This is a genomic window from Streptomyces sp. NRRL F-5755 (assembly GCF_001279365.1).
Lineage (GTDB): Bacteria > Actinomycetota > Actinomycetes > Streptomycetales > Streptomycetaceae > Streptomyces > Streptomyces rimosus.
Genome location: NZ_LGCW01000305.1, coordinates 55,815 through 69,751, shown reverse-complemented (window position 1 = coordinate 69,751; position 13,937 = coordinate 55,815). Strand labels below are relative to the sequence as shown.

Here is a 13,937-nt window from a genome sequence, read left to right as displayed (position 1 = left end):
AGCTTCTCGACGGTGGCGACCTTCGTACCGTCGCGCAGGATGTCGTAGTTCTTGACGCCCTTGTCGTCGGTGGCGGCCGTCCAGGTCAGCCGTACGGAGGTGTCGGTGACACTGCCGGCCACCGGCTTGCCGGGCGCGGACGGCGGGGTGTCGCCGGGCTGTGCGCCGTCGCAGGGGCCGCCGTTGAGCTTGCAGCCGCTCACGTCGCCGCCGCCGCTGCCGGCGCCGGTGAAGCCGAAGCTGACCGAGGCGCCGGGGGCGATGGTGCCGTTCCAGTTGGCGTTCCGGGCCGTCCAGTGGGTGCCCGAGCCGCTGACCCGGGCGTCCCAGGCGGAGCCGACGGAGGTGCCGGAGGGGAAGTCCCACTCGACGGTCCAGCCGTTGATGGTGGTGTCGCCGGTGTTCTTCACCGTCCACTGCCCCTGGAAGCCGGTGCCCCAGTCGGAGACCTTGGTGTACGTGGCGGTCGCCGATTCGGCGGCGTGCGCCGGGGTGGCGCCGGCCAGGCCGATGAGCGCGGCGACGGGCAGCAGGAGTGCGGTGAGGGCCGCGAGGGCTCTTCGACGGGCGTGGGTGGTGCGTGTCAGGGTTCCGGGTGTCACGGATGCTCCCAGGTAAGGGGGTGGGAAGGTGGGGGAACCTGCGCCGCCCGGTGAGCGCTGTGGGGCGCGCTCACCGCAAAGATGTGAAGGGAGCGTAAAAAGGTCCAGACCTACGGTCAAGAGGTCTGGACCAAAGTGGGTGGCGGCCTCCGCCGCGCGGCGGAGGCCGGTCCGGTCAGTCGCCGCCCACACCCAACTCCTGCGCCAGCACCGCCGCTTGTACCCGGCTGCGCAGTTCCAGCTTGCCCAGCAGCCGGCTGACGTGCGTCTTGACGGTCGCCTCCGCCACCTCCAGCCGGAGCGCGATGTCGGCGTTCGACATCCCCCGGCCCAGACAGCCCAGCACCTCGCGCTCGCGGCGGGTCAGGGTGTCCAGCACGGCCGGGTCCGGCGCCTCGGTGTCGGCGGGGCGGCGTGCCGCCCGGGGGCTGGCGAACTCCGCGATCAGCCGCCGGGTGACGGCCGGCGCGATCAGCCCCTCCCCGGCGGCCACCGTGCGCACCGCGTCCACCAGCGCCGCGGCCTCGGTGTCCTTGAGCAGGAAGCCTGCGGCGCCCGCACGGAGCGCCCCGAAGACGTACTCGTCCAAGTCGAACGTGGTCAGCACCAGCACGTCGGCCAGCTCCTCGGCGACGATCGCGCGGGTGGCCGACACCCCGTCGAGCTTGGGCATCTGTACGTCCATCAGCACCACGTCGGGGCGCAGCTCGCGGGCCAGCCGCACCGCCTCCTCGCCGTCCGCGGCCTCCCCGGCCACCTCGATGTCGGCGGCCGAGCGCAGGATCAGCACCAGCCCGGCCCGTACGGCGGACTGGTCCTCGGCGATCAGCACCCGGACCGGGCGGCCGGTGGCAGCTGTCATCGTTCCTCTTCCTCCTCGCGGACCGGGAGCGTGGCCCGTACCCGCCATGTCTTGCGGTCTCCCAGGCCCTCGGGACCGGCCTCGAATTCACCGTCGAGCAGCGCGATCCGCTCCCGCATGCCGACCAGCCCCGCGCCGGAGCCGGGCGCGCGCGGGCCGGGGCGGTCGCCGAACGGGCTGGTCACGCTGACGGTGAGCGGGCCGCCAGGAGCGTACGCGATACGGACCGCCACCTCGCCGGGCGCCGCGTGCTTGAGGGCGTTGGTCAGCGACTCCTGCACGATGCGGTACGCGGCCAGCTCCACCGGCGCGGGCAGCCGCGCGGCGCCGCCGTCCGCCCGGGTGTCCTCCCGTTCGTCCTGTCGGTCGTCCTGGAGGGTGAAGGTCAGGCCGCTGCTCGCCCCGTTGGTGCGCGCCTGCCGCAGCAGCGCGTCCAGCCCGTCCAGGGTCGGTGTGGCCTGTGCCTCGGCCGTCTCGCCGGGGTCCTTGGCGTCCCGCAGCAATCCGATCAGGCGCCGCATCTCGGCCAGGCCCTGCACGCTGTTCTCGCGGATGACGCCGAGCGCCTCCCGGGTGGCGGCCGGGTCGTCTATGGACTGCGCGGCCGTGGAGTGGATCGCGATGGCCGACAGGTGGTTGGCGACCATGTCGTGCAACTCGCGTGCCATCCGGGCGCGTTCGGCGACGACCGCTTGCGTACGGTCCATCTCGGCCAGCAACGCGGTCTGTTCGGCCTCCAGCCGGGCGGCCCGCGCGGCGTTGCGGTGCTCGCGGATGATGACACCGGTCCAGGCGGGCGCGGTCGTGATCACTCCGACGCCGATGCCGAGCAGCAGGGCCCGCGGGTCGCGCAGCACCGCCACCGGGACGATGGTGGCGGCGACGGTGAGCAGAATGCTGATGACCGGGATCCGCCGGGCGGTGGCGGGCGATCCGTACAGCACCGCGGCATAGACGACGTCGGTGAACATCAGGATCGTGATGATCAGCCCGCCGGTGCACACGTCCAGCGCGAGCGCGGCGGTCGCCGTGACCAGCGCGGTGCGCGGCGCGGCGCGGCGCAGCAGCTCGGCGGTGGACATGGCGGTCAGCGCCACCAGGACCAGCCATGGGGGCAGGTCCACCAGCGGTGTGTTGTTGCGCAGCCCCAGCGCCCACACCAGCAGCCCGCCGAGCAGCCCGCAGACGGCGATGCGCAGGTCGTCGCGGTGCGGGCGGGGCAGGGCGAGGCGGGGTCGTGCGGTCACCCCACCATCAAACACGGCCGCGCGGCCCGCCGCCTCCACGCCCCGGCCGAACCGCGCGCCCCGCGCGGTACATCGAAAGATGCAGTTCCGGGCCGTCGCGGGACATCGAAAGATGCAGCGGCGGATCGTCACGGGTGACGAGGGCACAGCCGGATTCCGGGGCGAGCCTGGAAGGGACAGGAAAGAAGGGGAGTCCCGTGATCGCTGTGCTGATCGTCGTCTGCGAGGTCGGCTTCTGGGTCCTGCTGGCCGGCGGACTGGCTCTGCGCTACCTGGCGAAGATGCCGCGCACCGGCGTCGCCGTGCTGCTGCTGGAACCGCTGCTGGAGCTGGTCCTGCTGGTCGTCACCGCCGTCGACCTGAAGAACGGTACGGAGCCCGACTGGAAGCACGGACTGGCCGCCGCCTACATCGGCTTCTCGGTTGCGCTGGGGCACCGCACCATCAAGTGGGTGGACGTCCGCTTCGCCCACCGTTTCGCGGGCGGCCCGCCGCCGGTGCCCGCGCCGAAGTACGGCCGGGCCCGTATGGTCTTCGAATGGCAGTCGGCGGCCCGCTGGATCCTCGCCGCGCTCATCGCGATGGGCCTGCTGGAGGCCGCGATCTGGTACGTGGGCGACCCCGCGCAGACCACCTCGCTGCGCGGCTGGCAGACCAAGATGCTCTTCGTCATCGGCATCAACTTGGTGATCGCGACGAGCTACACGCTCTGGCCGAAGCAGGCACCGGCGGCGGACCTGCCCCAGGACGGTACGGACGACCGCGACCGCACCGGGGCCGGCCGGAAGTCCGGCTGGTGAGCCCGGCCGGGCCTACCGCTCGCCGCCCGGCACCCACAGCACGTCGCCCAGCTCCTTGTTGGCCGTACGGGCCAGGATGAACAGGAGGTCGGAGAGGCGGTTGAGGTAGGTGGCGGTGAGGTGGTTCATGGTGTCGCCGTGCGTCTCCAGTGCCGCCCAGGTGGAGCGCTCGGCGCGGCGTACGACCGTGCACGCCTGGTGCAGCAGCGCGGCCCCCGCCGTGCCGCCGGGCAGGATGAAGCTGCGCAGCTTCTCCAGGCCCTCCAGGTAGTGGTCGCAGTCCGCCTCCAGCTTGTCGATGTAGGACTGCTCGACGCGCAGCGGCGGGAACTCCGGGTTCTCCACCACCGGCGTCGACAGGTCCGCGCCCACGTCGAAGAGGTCGTTCTGCACCCGGACGAGCACCTTGACGACGTCCTCCGGCAGCGAGCCGAGCGCGATGGCCACGCCGATCGCCGCGTTGGCCTCGTTGGCGTCCGCGTAGGCCGCGATCCGCGTGTCGGTCTTGGCGGTCCGGCTCATGTCGCCGAGGGCGGTGGTGCCCTTGTCGCCGGTACGGGTGTAGATGCGTGTCAGATTGACCATACGGGCGAGCCTACGCGGCCGCCCTGCGGAAGGCGCGGGCGCACACGGTCGCGGCCAGTACGGCGAGTCCGGCCGCGACCAGCGCGCCGTACAGCACGCTCGCCGCGGTGTAGTCGCCCACGTAGGCCGCCCGGACGCCGTCCACGAGGTAGCGCAGCGGCATCACGTGCGAGAGCGCGTCCAGCCAGCCGGGCGCCAGGGCCATCGGCAGCATCAGGCCGGACAGCAGCATCGTGGGCATGGTGGTGGCGTTGACGACCGGCCCGAACTCCTGCGGCGAGGTGACCTTCAGGGCCAGCGCGTACGAGAAGGAGGACAGCGCGACGGTCGTCACGGCGACGAAAGCGAACCCGATGAGAACGCCGCCCAGCGGCGCCCGCAGCCCCATCACCACCGCCGCCAGCACCAGCAGCACCGCCTGGAAGGTGAACAGCGCCGCGTCCCGCAGCACCCGCCCCAGCAGCAGCGCGAGTCGGCTGACGGGCGTCACCCGCATGCGTTCCAGCACGCCGTGCTGCTTCTCGACGATGATGCCGAATCCGCAGAACGCCCCGCCGAACAGCGCGAGTTGAAGCAGCAGGCCGGGCACCAGGACCTGCCACGAGCTGCCCTCGGAGGTCAGCGGCAGGTCGGTCAGCAGCGGGCCGAAGAAGAACAGGTACAGCAGCGGCATCAGCACGCCGAAGAACATCTGGAGTCTGGAGCGCAGGGTCTGCCGGGCGTATCGCCCGAAGATCAGGGCCGTGTCGGACAGGACGGAGGACATACGGGGGCTCCTGAGGACGGTGCGGTGACTGGGGCGGGCGGTCAGACGGCGACGGGGGCGGTGTCCGCGGGGGCGGGGCCGCGCCCGGTGATCGCCAGGAAGGCGTCCTGGAGGGACGCGTCGGGCGAACCGGCGTACGCGGACTTGAGCGCGTGCGGGGTGCCCTCGGCGGCCACCACGCCCTGGTCCACGACCACGACGCGGTCCGCCAGCGCGTCCGCCTCGTCGAGGTAGTGGGTGGTCAGCACGACCGTGGTGCCGAAGTCCGTGCGCAGCCGCCGGACCAGCTCCCACAGGCCGGCCCGGCTGCCGGGGTCGAGACCGGTCGTGGGCTCGTCCAGGAAGAGCACCGCCGGCCGGTGCACCAGCCCCATCGCGATGTCCAGGCGCCGCCGCTGCCCGCCGGACATCGCCGCGCACTTGCGGTCCAGCAGCCCGTCGAGGCCGAGTGCGTCGGCCAGTTCCTCGGCGCGGGCCGCCGCCTCGGTCTTCGGCAGGCGGTACAGCCGCCCCTGGGTGACCAGTTCCTCCCGTACGCAGACGTTCGGGTCGACGCCGCCGGACTGGGCCACGTAACCGGTGGCGCGCCGCACTCCGGCCGGGTCGCGGGCGAGGTCGCAGCCGGCCACCGTCGCGGTGCCGCCGGTGGGCGCGAGGAGCGTGGTGAGCATCCGCAGGGTGGTGGTCTTTCCGGCGCCGTTCGGGCCGAGCAGGCCGAGGATCTCGCCGCGCCCGGCGGTGAGGTCGATGCCGCGTACCGCTTCGACGGTGCCGCGTTTGGTGGTGAAGGTCCGGGCGAGGCCGGACGCGCTGATGACTGCCATGCCGGACAGAAAAACAGAGGAACTGAAAAATTGCAACGCCCCCAAATTTTAATGGTGCCCAAAGAGGCGTACGATGCGGGCATGGCAGAGGGACTCAGGGAGCGGAAGAAGCGGCAGACGCGCCAGCACATCTCGGACATGGCCACCGGCCTGTTCCTGGAGCGGGGCTTCGACGCGGTGACCGTCGCGGAGATCGCCGAGGTCTGCGACGTCTCCGTCAACACCGTCTACAACTACTTCCCGGCCAAGGAAGACCTCTTCATGGACCGCAGCGCCGGGCTGGTGGACCGCCTCGCGCGCTTCGTACGCGGCCGGGACGCCGGGGAGTCGGCCGCCGCCGCCGTCCTGCGCGAACTGCGCGAGCAGGTGGAGGCGGTCTCGCCCACCGTCGGCCTGGTCCAGGGCTACGACCGCTTCATGCGTGTCATCGAAGGCTCCGCCACCCTCAAGGCCCGCCTCTGGCACCTCCAGCAGGAACAGCTCACCCGGCTGGAGGAGACCCTGCGCCAGGAGGCCGGCGCGGCGGCGGACGACTGGGTGCCGCTCATGGTGGCCGGTCAGCTCAACTGGGTGCACAGCACGCTCATGGGCTACATCGGCCGCGAGATGATGACCGGGCGGGCACCCGACGAGGTGTCACGTGAAGCCCTCGCCCTGCTGGACGACCTTGAGGACGCGCTCGGCGGAAAGGTCCTCAACTATGCCGTGCGGGCGGGCGGATGAGCACGGGTGGTGTGATGTCCGTCATCTGAGACGTGACGCGCATCTCTAACCCTCCTATCGATCGCCGACGGGCGCTAACGTCACTGCCGAGAGCCGTCAGATGTACAGCGTGTTAGGGGACAGCCAGTGGCAAAGAAGCTCGCCGTCATCGGGGCCGGACTGATGGGGTCCGGCATCGCGCAGGTCTCGGCCCAGGCGGGCTGGGAGGTCGTCCTCCGCGATGTGACGGACGGGGCGCTGGCCCGCGGCCGCAGCGGCATCGAGAAGTCGTACGAGAAGTTCGTGGGCAAGGGCAAGCTGACCGCGCAGGACGCGGAGCGGGCGCTGGGCCGGATCACCACCACGACCGACCTGGACGCGGCCGCCGACGCGGACATCGTCGTCGAGGCCGTCTTCGAGCGGATCGAGGTCAAGCGGGAGATCTTCCAGAGCCTGGACAAGCTGGTCAAGGACGAGGCGGTGCTCGCCTCCAACACCTCCGCCATCCCGATCACCAAGATCGCGGCGGCCACCGGGCGCCCCGAGCGGGTGGTCGGCACCCACTTCTTCTCGCCGGTGCCGATGATGCAGCTGTGCGAGCTGGTGCGCGGCTACAAGACCAGCGACGAAACCCTCGCCACCGCCCGCGCGTTCGCCGAGTCGGTCGGCAAGACCTGCATCGTCGTCAACCGCGACGTGGCCGGCTTCGTGACCACCCGGCTGATCTCGGCGCTGGTCGTCGAGGCGGCGAAGCTGTACGAGTCCGGGGTGGCCACCGCCGAGGACATCGACACCGCCTGCAAGCTGGGCTTCGGGCACGCCATGGGCCCGCTGGCCACCGCCGACCTGACCGGCGTGGACATCCTGCTGCACGCCACCGACAACATCTACACCGAGTCGCAGGACGAGAAGTTCGCGCCGCCGGAGATCATGCGGCGGATGGTGGACGCCGGCGATATCGGCCGCAAGAGCGGGCAAGGCTTCTACGAGCACTGATACCGCATCGGACGGCTCCGGGCCCCGCGGCACCGCACTGACGCCGCGTCAGGCGCCGGGTCCGGTACCGCCGCGGCCGGGCGGCCGGTCCGCCGGCCGGCCGCGGCGGCACCGGCACGGCACCCGGCGCGTCACCCGCACGGGTCCGGCGGCCTTCACCCCCCAGGGTGAATTCGGTATCGGTTCGCTTACAGGCGGCAACTTCGCCGCATGAGAGGCAGTCAGTTCTGTAGACGTAACGATCGAGCACTCATCACCCGGGGAGCACATATGCACATCAGGGGCGACCACGCCGAGCTGGTCGTCGGGGGCCGCCTCGACGTCCGCAGCGCGGCGGACGCCCGTACCGTCCTGCACACCGCCGTCGACTCCGGACAGGGCGACCTGGTGCTCGACCTGACCGGCCTGGATTCCTGGGACGCCACCGGCCTCGGCGTCATCATGGGCGCGCACCGCCGCGCCGGGCGGGCCAACCGCCGGCTGGTGCTGCGCGGCGTACCGCCCCAGATGCAGCGGCTCCTGGTCGCCACCCGCCTGCACCGCATCCTCGCCATCGAGGGCGGCATCGAGGCCGAGAGCCTGCCGCGGGTCTGAGGGCCCCGGCCGGCGCACGCGGGCGCGTACCGCCGCGAGAATCCAAGATCAAAGCCGCATACCGAAGGATTCTCACAACACTGTGACGTTCCGGGCAGGAACGGACCCCGGCGCTTCGTAGATACTGGGCCAAGGTCTAAGGTTCGGTTTTCCGCCGTCCGGTACGCCGCGCGGCGGGCACCGGACCAGAAGCGGCGGCCGGGGGAGTCCCCCGGCCGGAGGCTGGGGGAGTGCGGACGGCCGGGACACAATCGGTCGGACGGCACGCCAAGCGCATCTGGGGGGCATTTCACCATGGACCCGAACACGAACCGGGGACCTGAGGAGTACGGCGAGCAGGACGCCCCTGCGACGACGCCGGCGCCCGCGCACGGCGGCCCCGGCGCCGCCTCCGGCGGCCCCGCCCGCACCGTACAGCTCGTATCGGGCCCCTACCTCCTCACCGTCAACCCGGTCGACGGGAGCGAGATCGAACCCTGCCCGCCCGGCGAGCAGCCCGCCGTCCCCGGAAAGCACGGCCCCGAGGAGCGCGCCGAACTGGCGCGCGCCGCGGCCCCGCCCGCCGTCCCGGTCGCCGCCGGCCGCCCCGCCGCGCTGCTGGAGCGCGCCGGGGAGACCGGCAGACTGGTGCGGCTGCTGTCCCGCGGCAGATCCGTACGCGTCACCGGCCCCTCCGGCTCGGGCCGCACCCGGCTGCTGGACGCCGTCGCCACCGCCTGCGACGGCGTGGCGCCGGACGGCGTGGTGCGCCTGTCCGGCTACCGCCGCACGCCCACCGACGTGATGTACGAGCTGTTCGCCGCCGTCCACCGGGCCCCGCTGCACCGCCCCGACCGCGGTGAGCTGCTGCGCCTGCTCGGCGAGATCGGCGCGATCGTCGTCCTGGACGACCTCGAATTCGGCGGCGCCGCGCTGGACGAGCTGCTGGGCGCCACGCCCGAGTGCGCCTTCCTGCTCGCCGCCACCCCCGATGTCGCCGCCCCCTCGCCCGGCTCTCACCTCGAAGAGGTCTTCCTCGGCGGCATCAGCCGCGACGCCTGCCGGGAGCTGCTGGAGGGCGCCGTCGGCCGCCCGCTCACCGACGAAGAGGCCGCGTGGGCCGCCGATCTGTGGTTCGAGTCCGAGGGGCTGCCGCTGCGCTTCGTGCAGGCCGGCGCGCTGCTGCGGCAGCGTGCGGGGGCTTTCGAGGCGTACGGCGAGCCGTCCGGCGACGTACCCGCGGGCGACGAGCGGCCGCTGCCGACCGTCGCCGAGGCCGCCTCGCCCGCGCCGCTGATCGCCGCCGGGCTGGGCGAGGCCGCACGCGAGACGCTGCGCTTCGCGGTCGCGCTGGGCGGCGAGCTGCCCCACCAGGCGCACCTGCCCGCGCTCGCCCAGGACACCCACGCGGACGCCGCCCTCGGCGATCTGCTGGGCTGCGGGCTGATCACCCCGGCCGGGGGCCACTACCGGCTCGCCGCGACCGTACAGGACCAGCTCACGGACGCCGGGTACGCCGACGACGCGGGGGAGCGGGCACTGACCGCCGCCCAGCACTACGCCTGGTGGGCCGGGCACCCCTCGGTCACCCCGGAGCGGGCCGCCGCCGAGTCCGACGCGATCCTGGCCGCGATGGGCGTGCTGACCGGCAGCCGGGACGGCGGCCACCCCAGCGCCGCCGTGCTCCTGGCCCGTACGGCCGCCCCGGCCTTCGCCGCCGCCCTGCACTGGAGCGCCTGGGAGCGCAGCCTGCGGCACGGCGCCGAGGCCGCCCGGATCGCCGGGGAGGTGGCCGAGGAGGCGTACTTCCACCACGAGCTGGGCGTCCTCGCGCTGTGCACCGGCAATCTGGACCGGGCGCGGGCCGAGCTGGAGGCGTCGATAGGGCTGCGCGGCGTGCTCTCCGACCGGCGCGGCGCGGTCGCCGGACGGCGCGCGCTGGCCCTGGTCGCTGACCGCTCCGGCACGTTCACCCCGCCCGCCGGGACGGCCCCGGCCGGTGAGGAGATCCCGGACGCGCGGACGGAGGAGTCGGCCTCGCCGCCCGGCGGAGTGCCCGCCGGGCTCGCCGCCGCCCCGGCCGTCGACGCGACGGCACCCACCGTCGTCACCCGCAGCGTGGCCTCCGACAAGGGCGCGGGCGGCCCCGCCAAGGGCCGCAAGGCCGCCCTGGTGCTCGGCGCCCGGCGCAACCTGGTCGCCGCGGGCGCCGGAGCGCTGCTCGTCGCCGTCCTGGGCACCGTCGTCACGCTGGGCGCGGTCTCCGGGTCCGACGACGGTACGGGCAACAAGGTCACGACCGAGCAGTCCGCCCGGACGGGACAGAGCGACGACGGCCTGCCCGCCGACCAGCCGGGCACCGACAGCACCCGGACCGGGCAGGGCGGCCGCCCCGGCACGGTCACCGGCCACCGCTCGGCGTCGCCCGGCACCCCGGGCACCAGCGCGCAGCCGAGCACCGGCCCGACCGGTGACGCCACCGACCCGACGACCGGCGGACCGACCGGCGGCAGCACCCGCCCGACCGACCCGACGACGCGGCCGACCGACGGCAGCACCAGCCCGACCGGCAGGCCCACGCACAAGCCCACCGACAAGCCGACCGACAAACCCACGGACAAGCCCACCGACAAGCCGACGGACAAGCCCACGCCGACCGACAAGCCGACGAGCCAGGAGCCCACGGGCTCCTCGGGCAGCACCGGCAGCGGCGGCACCGGCAGCGCCTCGGCGACCACCACCGGCTCCGGCACGACCGGCGGCGGCACAACCGGCGGGGACGCCCCGACGACCGGCGGGGGCTTGACCGGCGGTACGAACGAGGGCTGAGCGCAGCACAACGGCCCGGTACGCGACCGTCCGCCACCATGGCGGGCGTTCCCGTACCGGGCCGTCGTCGTCCGTACCGGCGCGCTCAGGAAAGGCGCTCGGTACGGACGCTCAGAACAGGCGCAGCTTGTCGTCCTCGATGCCGCGCAGCGCGTTGTAGTCCAGGACGACGCAGCCGATGCCGCGGTCGGTGGCCAGCACCCGGGCCTGCGGCTTGATCTCCTGGGCCGCGAACACGCCCTTGACCGGGGCCAGATGCGGGTCGCGGTTGAGCAGTTCGAGATAGCGGGTGAGCTGCTCGACACCGTCGATCTCACCGCGCCGCTTGATCTCCACGGCGACCGTCCCGCCGTCCGCGTCCCGGCACAGGATGTCCACCGGGCCGATGGCGGTGGGGTATTCGCGGCGGATGAGCGAATAGCCGTCGCCGAGCGTCTCGATCCGGTCGGCGAGCAGTTCCTGGAGGTGCGCCTCCACCCCGTCCTTGATGAGGCCCGGGTCCACGCCCAGCTCGTGGGACGAGTCGTGCATCACCTCTTCCAGGGTGATGATGAGCTTCTCGCCGCCCTTGTTCTCCACCGTCCACACCCCGTCGCCCTCCTTGAGGGTGCACGGCGGGGACATCCAGTTCAGGGGTTTGTAGGCGCGGTCGTCCGCATGGATGGAGACCGAACCGTCCGCCTTGACGAGGATGAGGCGGGGGGCCGACGGGAGGTGGGCACTGAGCCGGCCCGCGTAGTCCACGGAGCAACGGGCGATGACGAGACGCATGGTGCGCCACGCTACTCGACCGGGGGCCGCGGACGCGATTCGCCCCTGGACCGCCCCGTTCCCCGGTGGCCGGTTGTCTCGGCAATCTCCTGGTGCGGGCCGGGGGAGCGGCCTAACGTTGAAGCGGGGGGTCGTGATACGGACACGCTCCGTCGCGAGCCTCCCGTCCGATCCCTGAGGCCCCGCTCCGGCGGGGCCGCGAGAGGAGAACCTCATGTCGCTCGACGTCTCACCGGCCCTCCTCGAACAGGCCGAGCGAGGCGAGGTCGACGAAGCGGAATTTGTCGACTGCGTCCGGGCCTCCCTGCCGTACGCATGGGAGATGATCAGCTCGCTGGCGGTCCGGCTGAAGGTGGACGGCGGGCAGTTCGCCGACAACCAGACGCCGCCGCCGGACGAGCAGGCGCGCGGTCAGCTGCTGCGTGCGCTGGCGAGTGACGCGATACGCGGGTCCCTGGAGCGCCACTTCGGTGTGCGCCTGGCATTCCAGAACTGTCACCGGGTAGCGGTCTTCCCGCTCGACCCGGCGGTGGACGACAGGCTGGCCAAGTTCACCTCCGTCCGGGGCCAGTTGCTGAACCAGTCGCCCGAGCTGCGCGACTGCTGACCGGGTGACGCTGCCGCCGCGCACGCGGGACGCGGCACCGTACGTCGCCGCCGCACCGGCGGCAGTGTCGGCCAACTCGGGGACTGTCACGCTGCGTTGACGGCCCCCTCCTCGGCGCCCTCCGGTCACCGGCCCGGGGACCGGCGCCACCGAGCCAGGCGGTACGCGGCCCGCGGCCACCCGGCCCGGTGTCACCGGACGGGCCGCGCGGGCCGCCGTACCCTCGCGGGCGCCCGTCTCAGCGGAGCAGCGGCAGGACCTCGGCGCCCAGCCGACGGACGTTCTCCTCCGTGGCCGCCAGATCGCCGGAGCCCTCCACGAGCAGCGCGAAGCGCCGGATGCCCGTCCGCCCGGCCGAGGCCGCCAGCCGGTCGGCACACAGCCGCGGCGGCCCCACCGGGTGCAGGTCGCAGAGCAGTTCCGTGTACGCCAGCGGGTCGCGCATGGCGCGGTAGCGGCCGTCGACCGTCTCATGGGCCGCGAGGCCGCGCCGCAGCCAGCCCGGCATGGCCTTGGTGAGCACCTCGGCCGCGCCCTGACGGGTGTCGCCGACCTGCACCACGCCCGCCGAGATGTGCTCCGCCGCCGCGACCTCGGCCGGGTCCCGCCCGGCCGCCAGCGACAGACGGCGCCACTGCGCGACCATCCCGGCCTTCTCCTCGTCGTCGCAGTGCATCCCCAGCAGCATCGGCAGCCCGCGCTCGGCGGCCAGCCGCACCGACCCGGCCGAGGTGCACGCCAGGACGACCGGCGGACCGGCCGGCATCTCCAGCGACTCACAGGCCCGCGGCACGACCGCGACCTCACGGAAGGAGTGACGTTCCCCCGCGGCGCCGACCCGCGGCTCGCGCAGCCAGCGCAGCAGCAGGTCCAGCGACTCGGGGAAGTGCTTCTCGAAGGCGTCCAGACCGGTGCCGAAGACCTCCAGGTCCACCCAGGGGCCGCCGCGGCCCACCCCGAGGGTGAACCGGCCGCCGGAGATCAGGTGCAGCAGCGCCGCCTGCTCCCCGAGGGCGACCGGGTGCTGGGTCGGCAGCACGCTGACGGAGGTGCCGACGCCGATTCTGCGCGTACGTCCCAGCAGCAGCGCGGCCAGCGTCGCCGCCGACGGGCAGACCCCGTACGGCATGAAGTGGTGCTCGGCCAGCCAGACCGCGTCCAGCCCGGCCTCCTCGGCGACCTCGGCGGACCGCACCGCGCGGTGCAGTGTCTCCCCCTGTCCCTGGCCGGGAAACTGAGCGGCCAGGATGAATGCCCCAACGCGCATCGCTCTTCTGCCTCCTCGCAGCCGACGCGACATCCCCCTAACAGGCAACAACGGGTGACACGTGCCAAGGGCACGGCCTGGGGCGAAGTTTCCCGATGATCGCAGGATTGTGGCAGGCGGCGGACCCCATGACCGATCCGCGTAGGGTGGTGACGGCCCGTGACCCCGTAGATTTCCCGAGGTGCCCAGTGTCCCCGCGTCGAAACCGTCCCCGCGGCGGTGAGAAGCCAGCCGACCACTCGGGCGCAGGCCGCTACGGTCTCGAACGTACCGAGGAGTGGCGCGGCGAGGACTGGGTCGTACGGCACCTGGGGGGCGGCGGTGCGGCCAAGCACTACCGCTGCCCGGGCTGCGACCAGGAGATCCCGCCCGGGGTTCCGCACGTCGTCGCCTGGCCGCGGGAGGGCGACGTGGACGACCGCAGACACTGGCACAAGGCGTGCTGGAACGCACGGGACCGCCGGAGCGCGCGGCTCCAGCGGTCCCGTAACGCGCCGAGGTACTGA

15 protein-coding genes are annotated in these 13,937 nt (G+C 73.0%); 7 read left to right on the top strand and 8 right to left on the bottom strand.

Annotated features, from left to right (window positions below):
- The 3 genes from ADK86_RS34960 to ADK86_RS34950 all read right to left on the bottom strand — a co-directional run.
- Nucleotides 1–602: cellulose-binding domain-containing protein (locus ADK86_RS34960; protein WP_199834529.1), on the bottom strand; the 602-nt coding region annotated here is incomplete at its 3' end.
- A 175-nt stretch (nt 603–777) separates the two neighbouring features.
- The gene (locus ADK86_RS34955; protein ID WP_053700218.1) at nt 778–1,464 is read right to left on the bottom strand and encodes a response regulator; all 687 of its coding nucleotides are present in this window, start codon (nt 1,462–1,464) and stop codon (nt 778–780) included.
- Entirely contained in the window at nt 1,461–2,711 is a 1,251-nt protein-coding gene (locus tag ADK86_RS34950; protein ID WP_053700217.1) for a sensor histidine kinase, read from the bottom strand. Before ADK86_RS34950 ends, ADK86_RS34955 begins: the two co-directional genes overlap by 4 nt.
- 197 nt (nt 2,712–2,908) lie before the next feature.
- Between ADK86_RS34950 and ADK86_RS34945 the strand changes: the two genes are divergently transcribed.
- Nucleotides 2,909–3,511, top strand: coding sequence for a hypothetical protein (locus tag ADK86_RS34945; protein ID WP_053700216.1), 603 nt, complete (start codon nt 2,909–2,911; stop codon nt 3,509–3,511).
- Between the two features lie 12 nt (nt 3,512–3,523).
- Here the strand turns inward: ADK86_RS34945 and ADK86_RS34940 are convergent, their stop codons facing one another.
- Genes ADK86_RS34940 through ADK86_RS34930 form a run of 3 tightly spaced genes read right to left on the bottom strand, consistent with a single transcriptional unit; the run spans nt 3,524 to nt 5,686 of the window.
- Complete coding sequence (locus ADK86_RS34940; protein WP_030595641.1) at nt 3,524–4,096, bottom strand: cob(I)yrinic acid a,c-diamide adenosyltransferase; 573 nt, start codon at nt 4,094–4,096, stop codon at nt 3,524–3,526.
- Nucleotides 4,097–4,106: 10 nt separating this feature from the next.
- Nucleotides 4,107–4,862: an ABC transporter permease gene (locus ADK86_RS34935; protein ID WP_053700215.1), complete on the bottom strand. Its 756-nt coding sequence runs from the start codon at nt 4,860–4,862 to the stop codon at nt 4,107–4,109.
- A gap of 41 nt (nt 4,863–4,903) precedes the next feature.
- Nucleotides 4,904–5,686, bottom strand: a complete 783-nt coding sequence (locus tag ADK86_RS34930) for an ABC transporter ATP-binding protein (protein WP_053700214.1) — start codon at nt 5,684–5,686, stop codon at nt 4,904–4,906.
- Between the two features lie 81 nt (nt 5,687–5,767).
- On the opposite strand from ADK86_RS34930, the gene ADK86_RS34925 reads away from it, so the two are divergent.
- The 4 genes from ADK86_RS34925 (at nt 5,768) to ADK86_RS34910 (ending at nt 10,786) form a co-directional block, all read left to right on the top strand.
- Nucleotides 5,768–6,409, top strand: coding sequence for a TetR/AcrR family transcriptional regulator (locus ADK86_RS34925; RefSeq protein ID WP_053700225.1), 642 nt, complete (start codon nt 5,768–5,770; stop codon nt 6,407–6,409).
- Between the two features lie 126 nt (nt 6,410–6,535).
- A complete protein-coding gene (locus ADK86_RS34920) occupies nt 6,536–7,384 on the top strand; it encodes a 3-hydroxyacyl-CoA dehydrogenase family protein (RefSeq protein ID WP_030595630.1) in 849 nt (282 codons plus the stop codon).
- A gap of 270 nt (nt 7,385–7,654) precedes the next feature.
- The gene (locus ADK86_RS34915; RefSeq protein WP_003981297.1) at nt 7,655–7,978 is read left to right on the top strand and encodes an STAS domain-containing protein; all 324 of its coding nucleotides are present in this window, start codon (nt 7,655–7,657) and stop codon (nt 7,976–7,978) included.
- A gap of 294 nt (nt 7,979–8,272) precedes the next feature.
- Nucleotides 8,273–10,786, top strand: a complete 2,514-nt coding sequence (locus ADK86_RS34910; protein ID WP_053700213.1) for an AAA family ATPase — start codon at nt 8,273–8,275, stop codon at nt 10,784–10,786.
- Nucleotides 10,787–10,897: 111 nt separating this feature from the next.
- Here the strand turns inward: ADK86_RS34910 and nucS are convergent, their stop codons facing one another.
- A complete protein-coding gene (nucS, locus tag ADK86_RS34905; RefSeq protein WP_030595623.1) occupies nt 10,898–11,557 on the bottom strand; it encodes an endonuclease NucS in 660 nt (219 codons plus the stop codon).
- A 214-nt stretch (nt 11,558–11,771) separates the two neighbouring features.
- Between nucS and ADK86_RS34900 the strand changes: the two genes are divergently transcribed.
- Nucleotides 11,772–12,164, top strand: a complete 393-nt coding sequence (locus ADK86_RS34900) for an SCO5389 family protein (RefSeq protein ID WP_053700212.1) — start codon at nt 11,772–11,774, stop codon at nt 12,162–12,164.
- A 238-nt stretch (nt 12,165–12,402) separates the two neighbouring features.
- On the opposite strand, the gene ADK86_RS34895 is transcribed toward ADK86_RS34900, so the two are convergent.
- Nucleotides 12,403–13,431, bottom strand: coding sequence for an LLM class flavin-dependent oxidoreductase (locus ADK86_RS34895; RefSeq protein WP_053700211.1), 1,029 nt, complete (start codon nt 13,429–13,431; stop codon nt 12,403–12,405).
- A 188-nt stretch (nt 13,432–13,619) separates the two neighbouring features.
- Here ADK86_RS34895 and ADK86_RS34890 point away from each other — a divergent pair, with 188 nt between their 5' ends.
- Nucleotides 13,620–13,937, top strand: a complete 318-nt coding sequence (locus ADK86_RS34890) for a hypothetical protein (protein WP_030374571.1) — start codon at nt 13,620–13,622, stop codon at nt 13,935–13,937.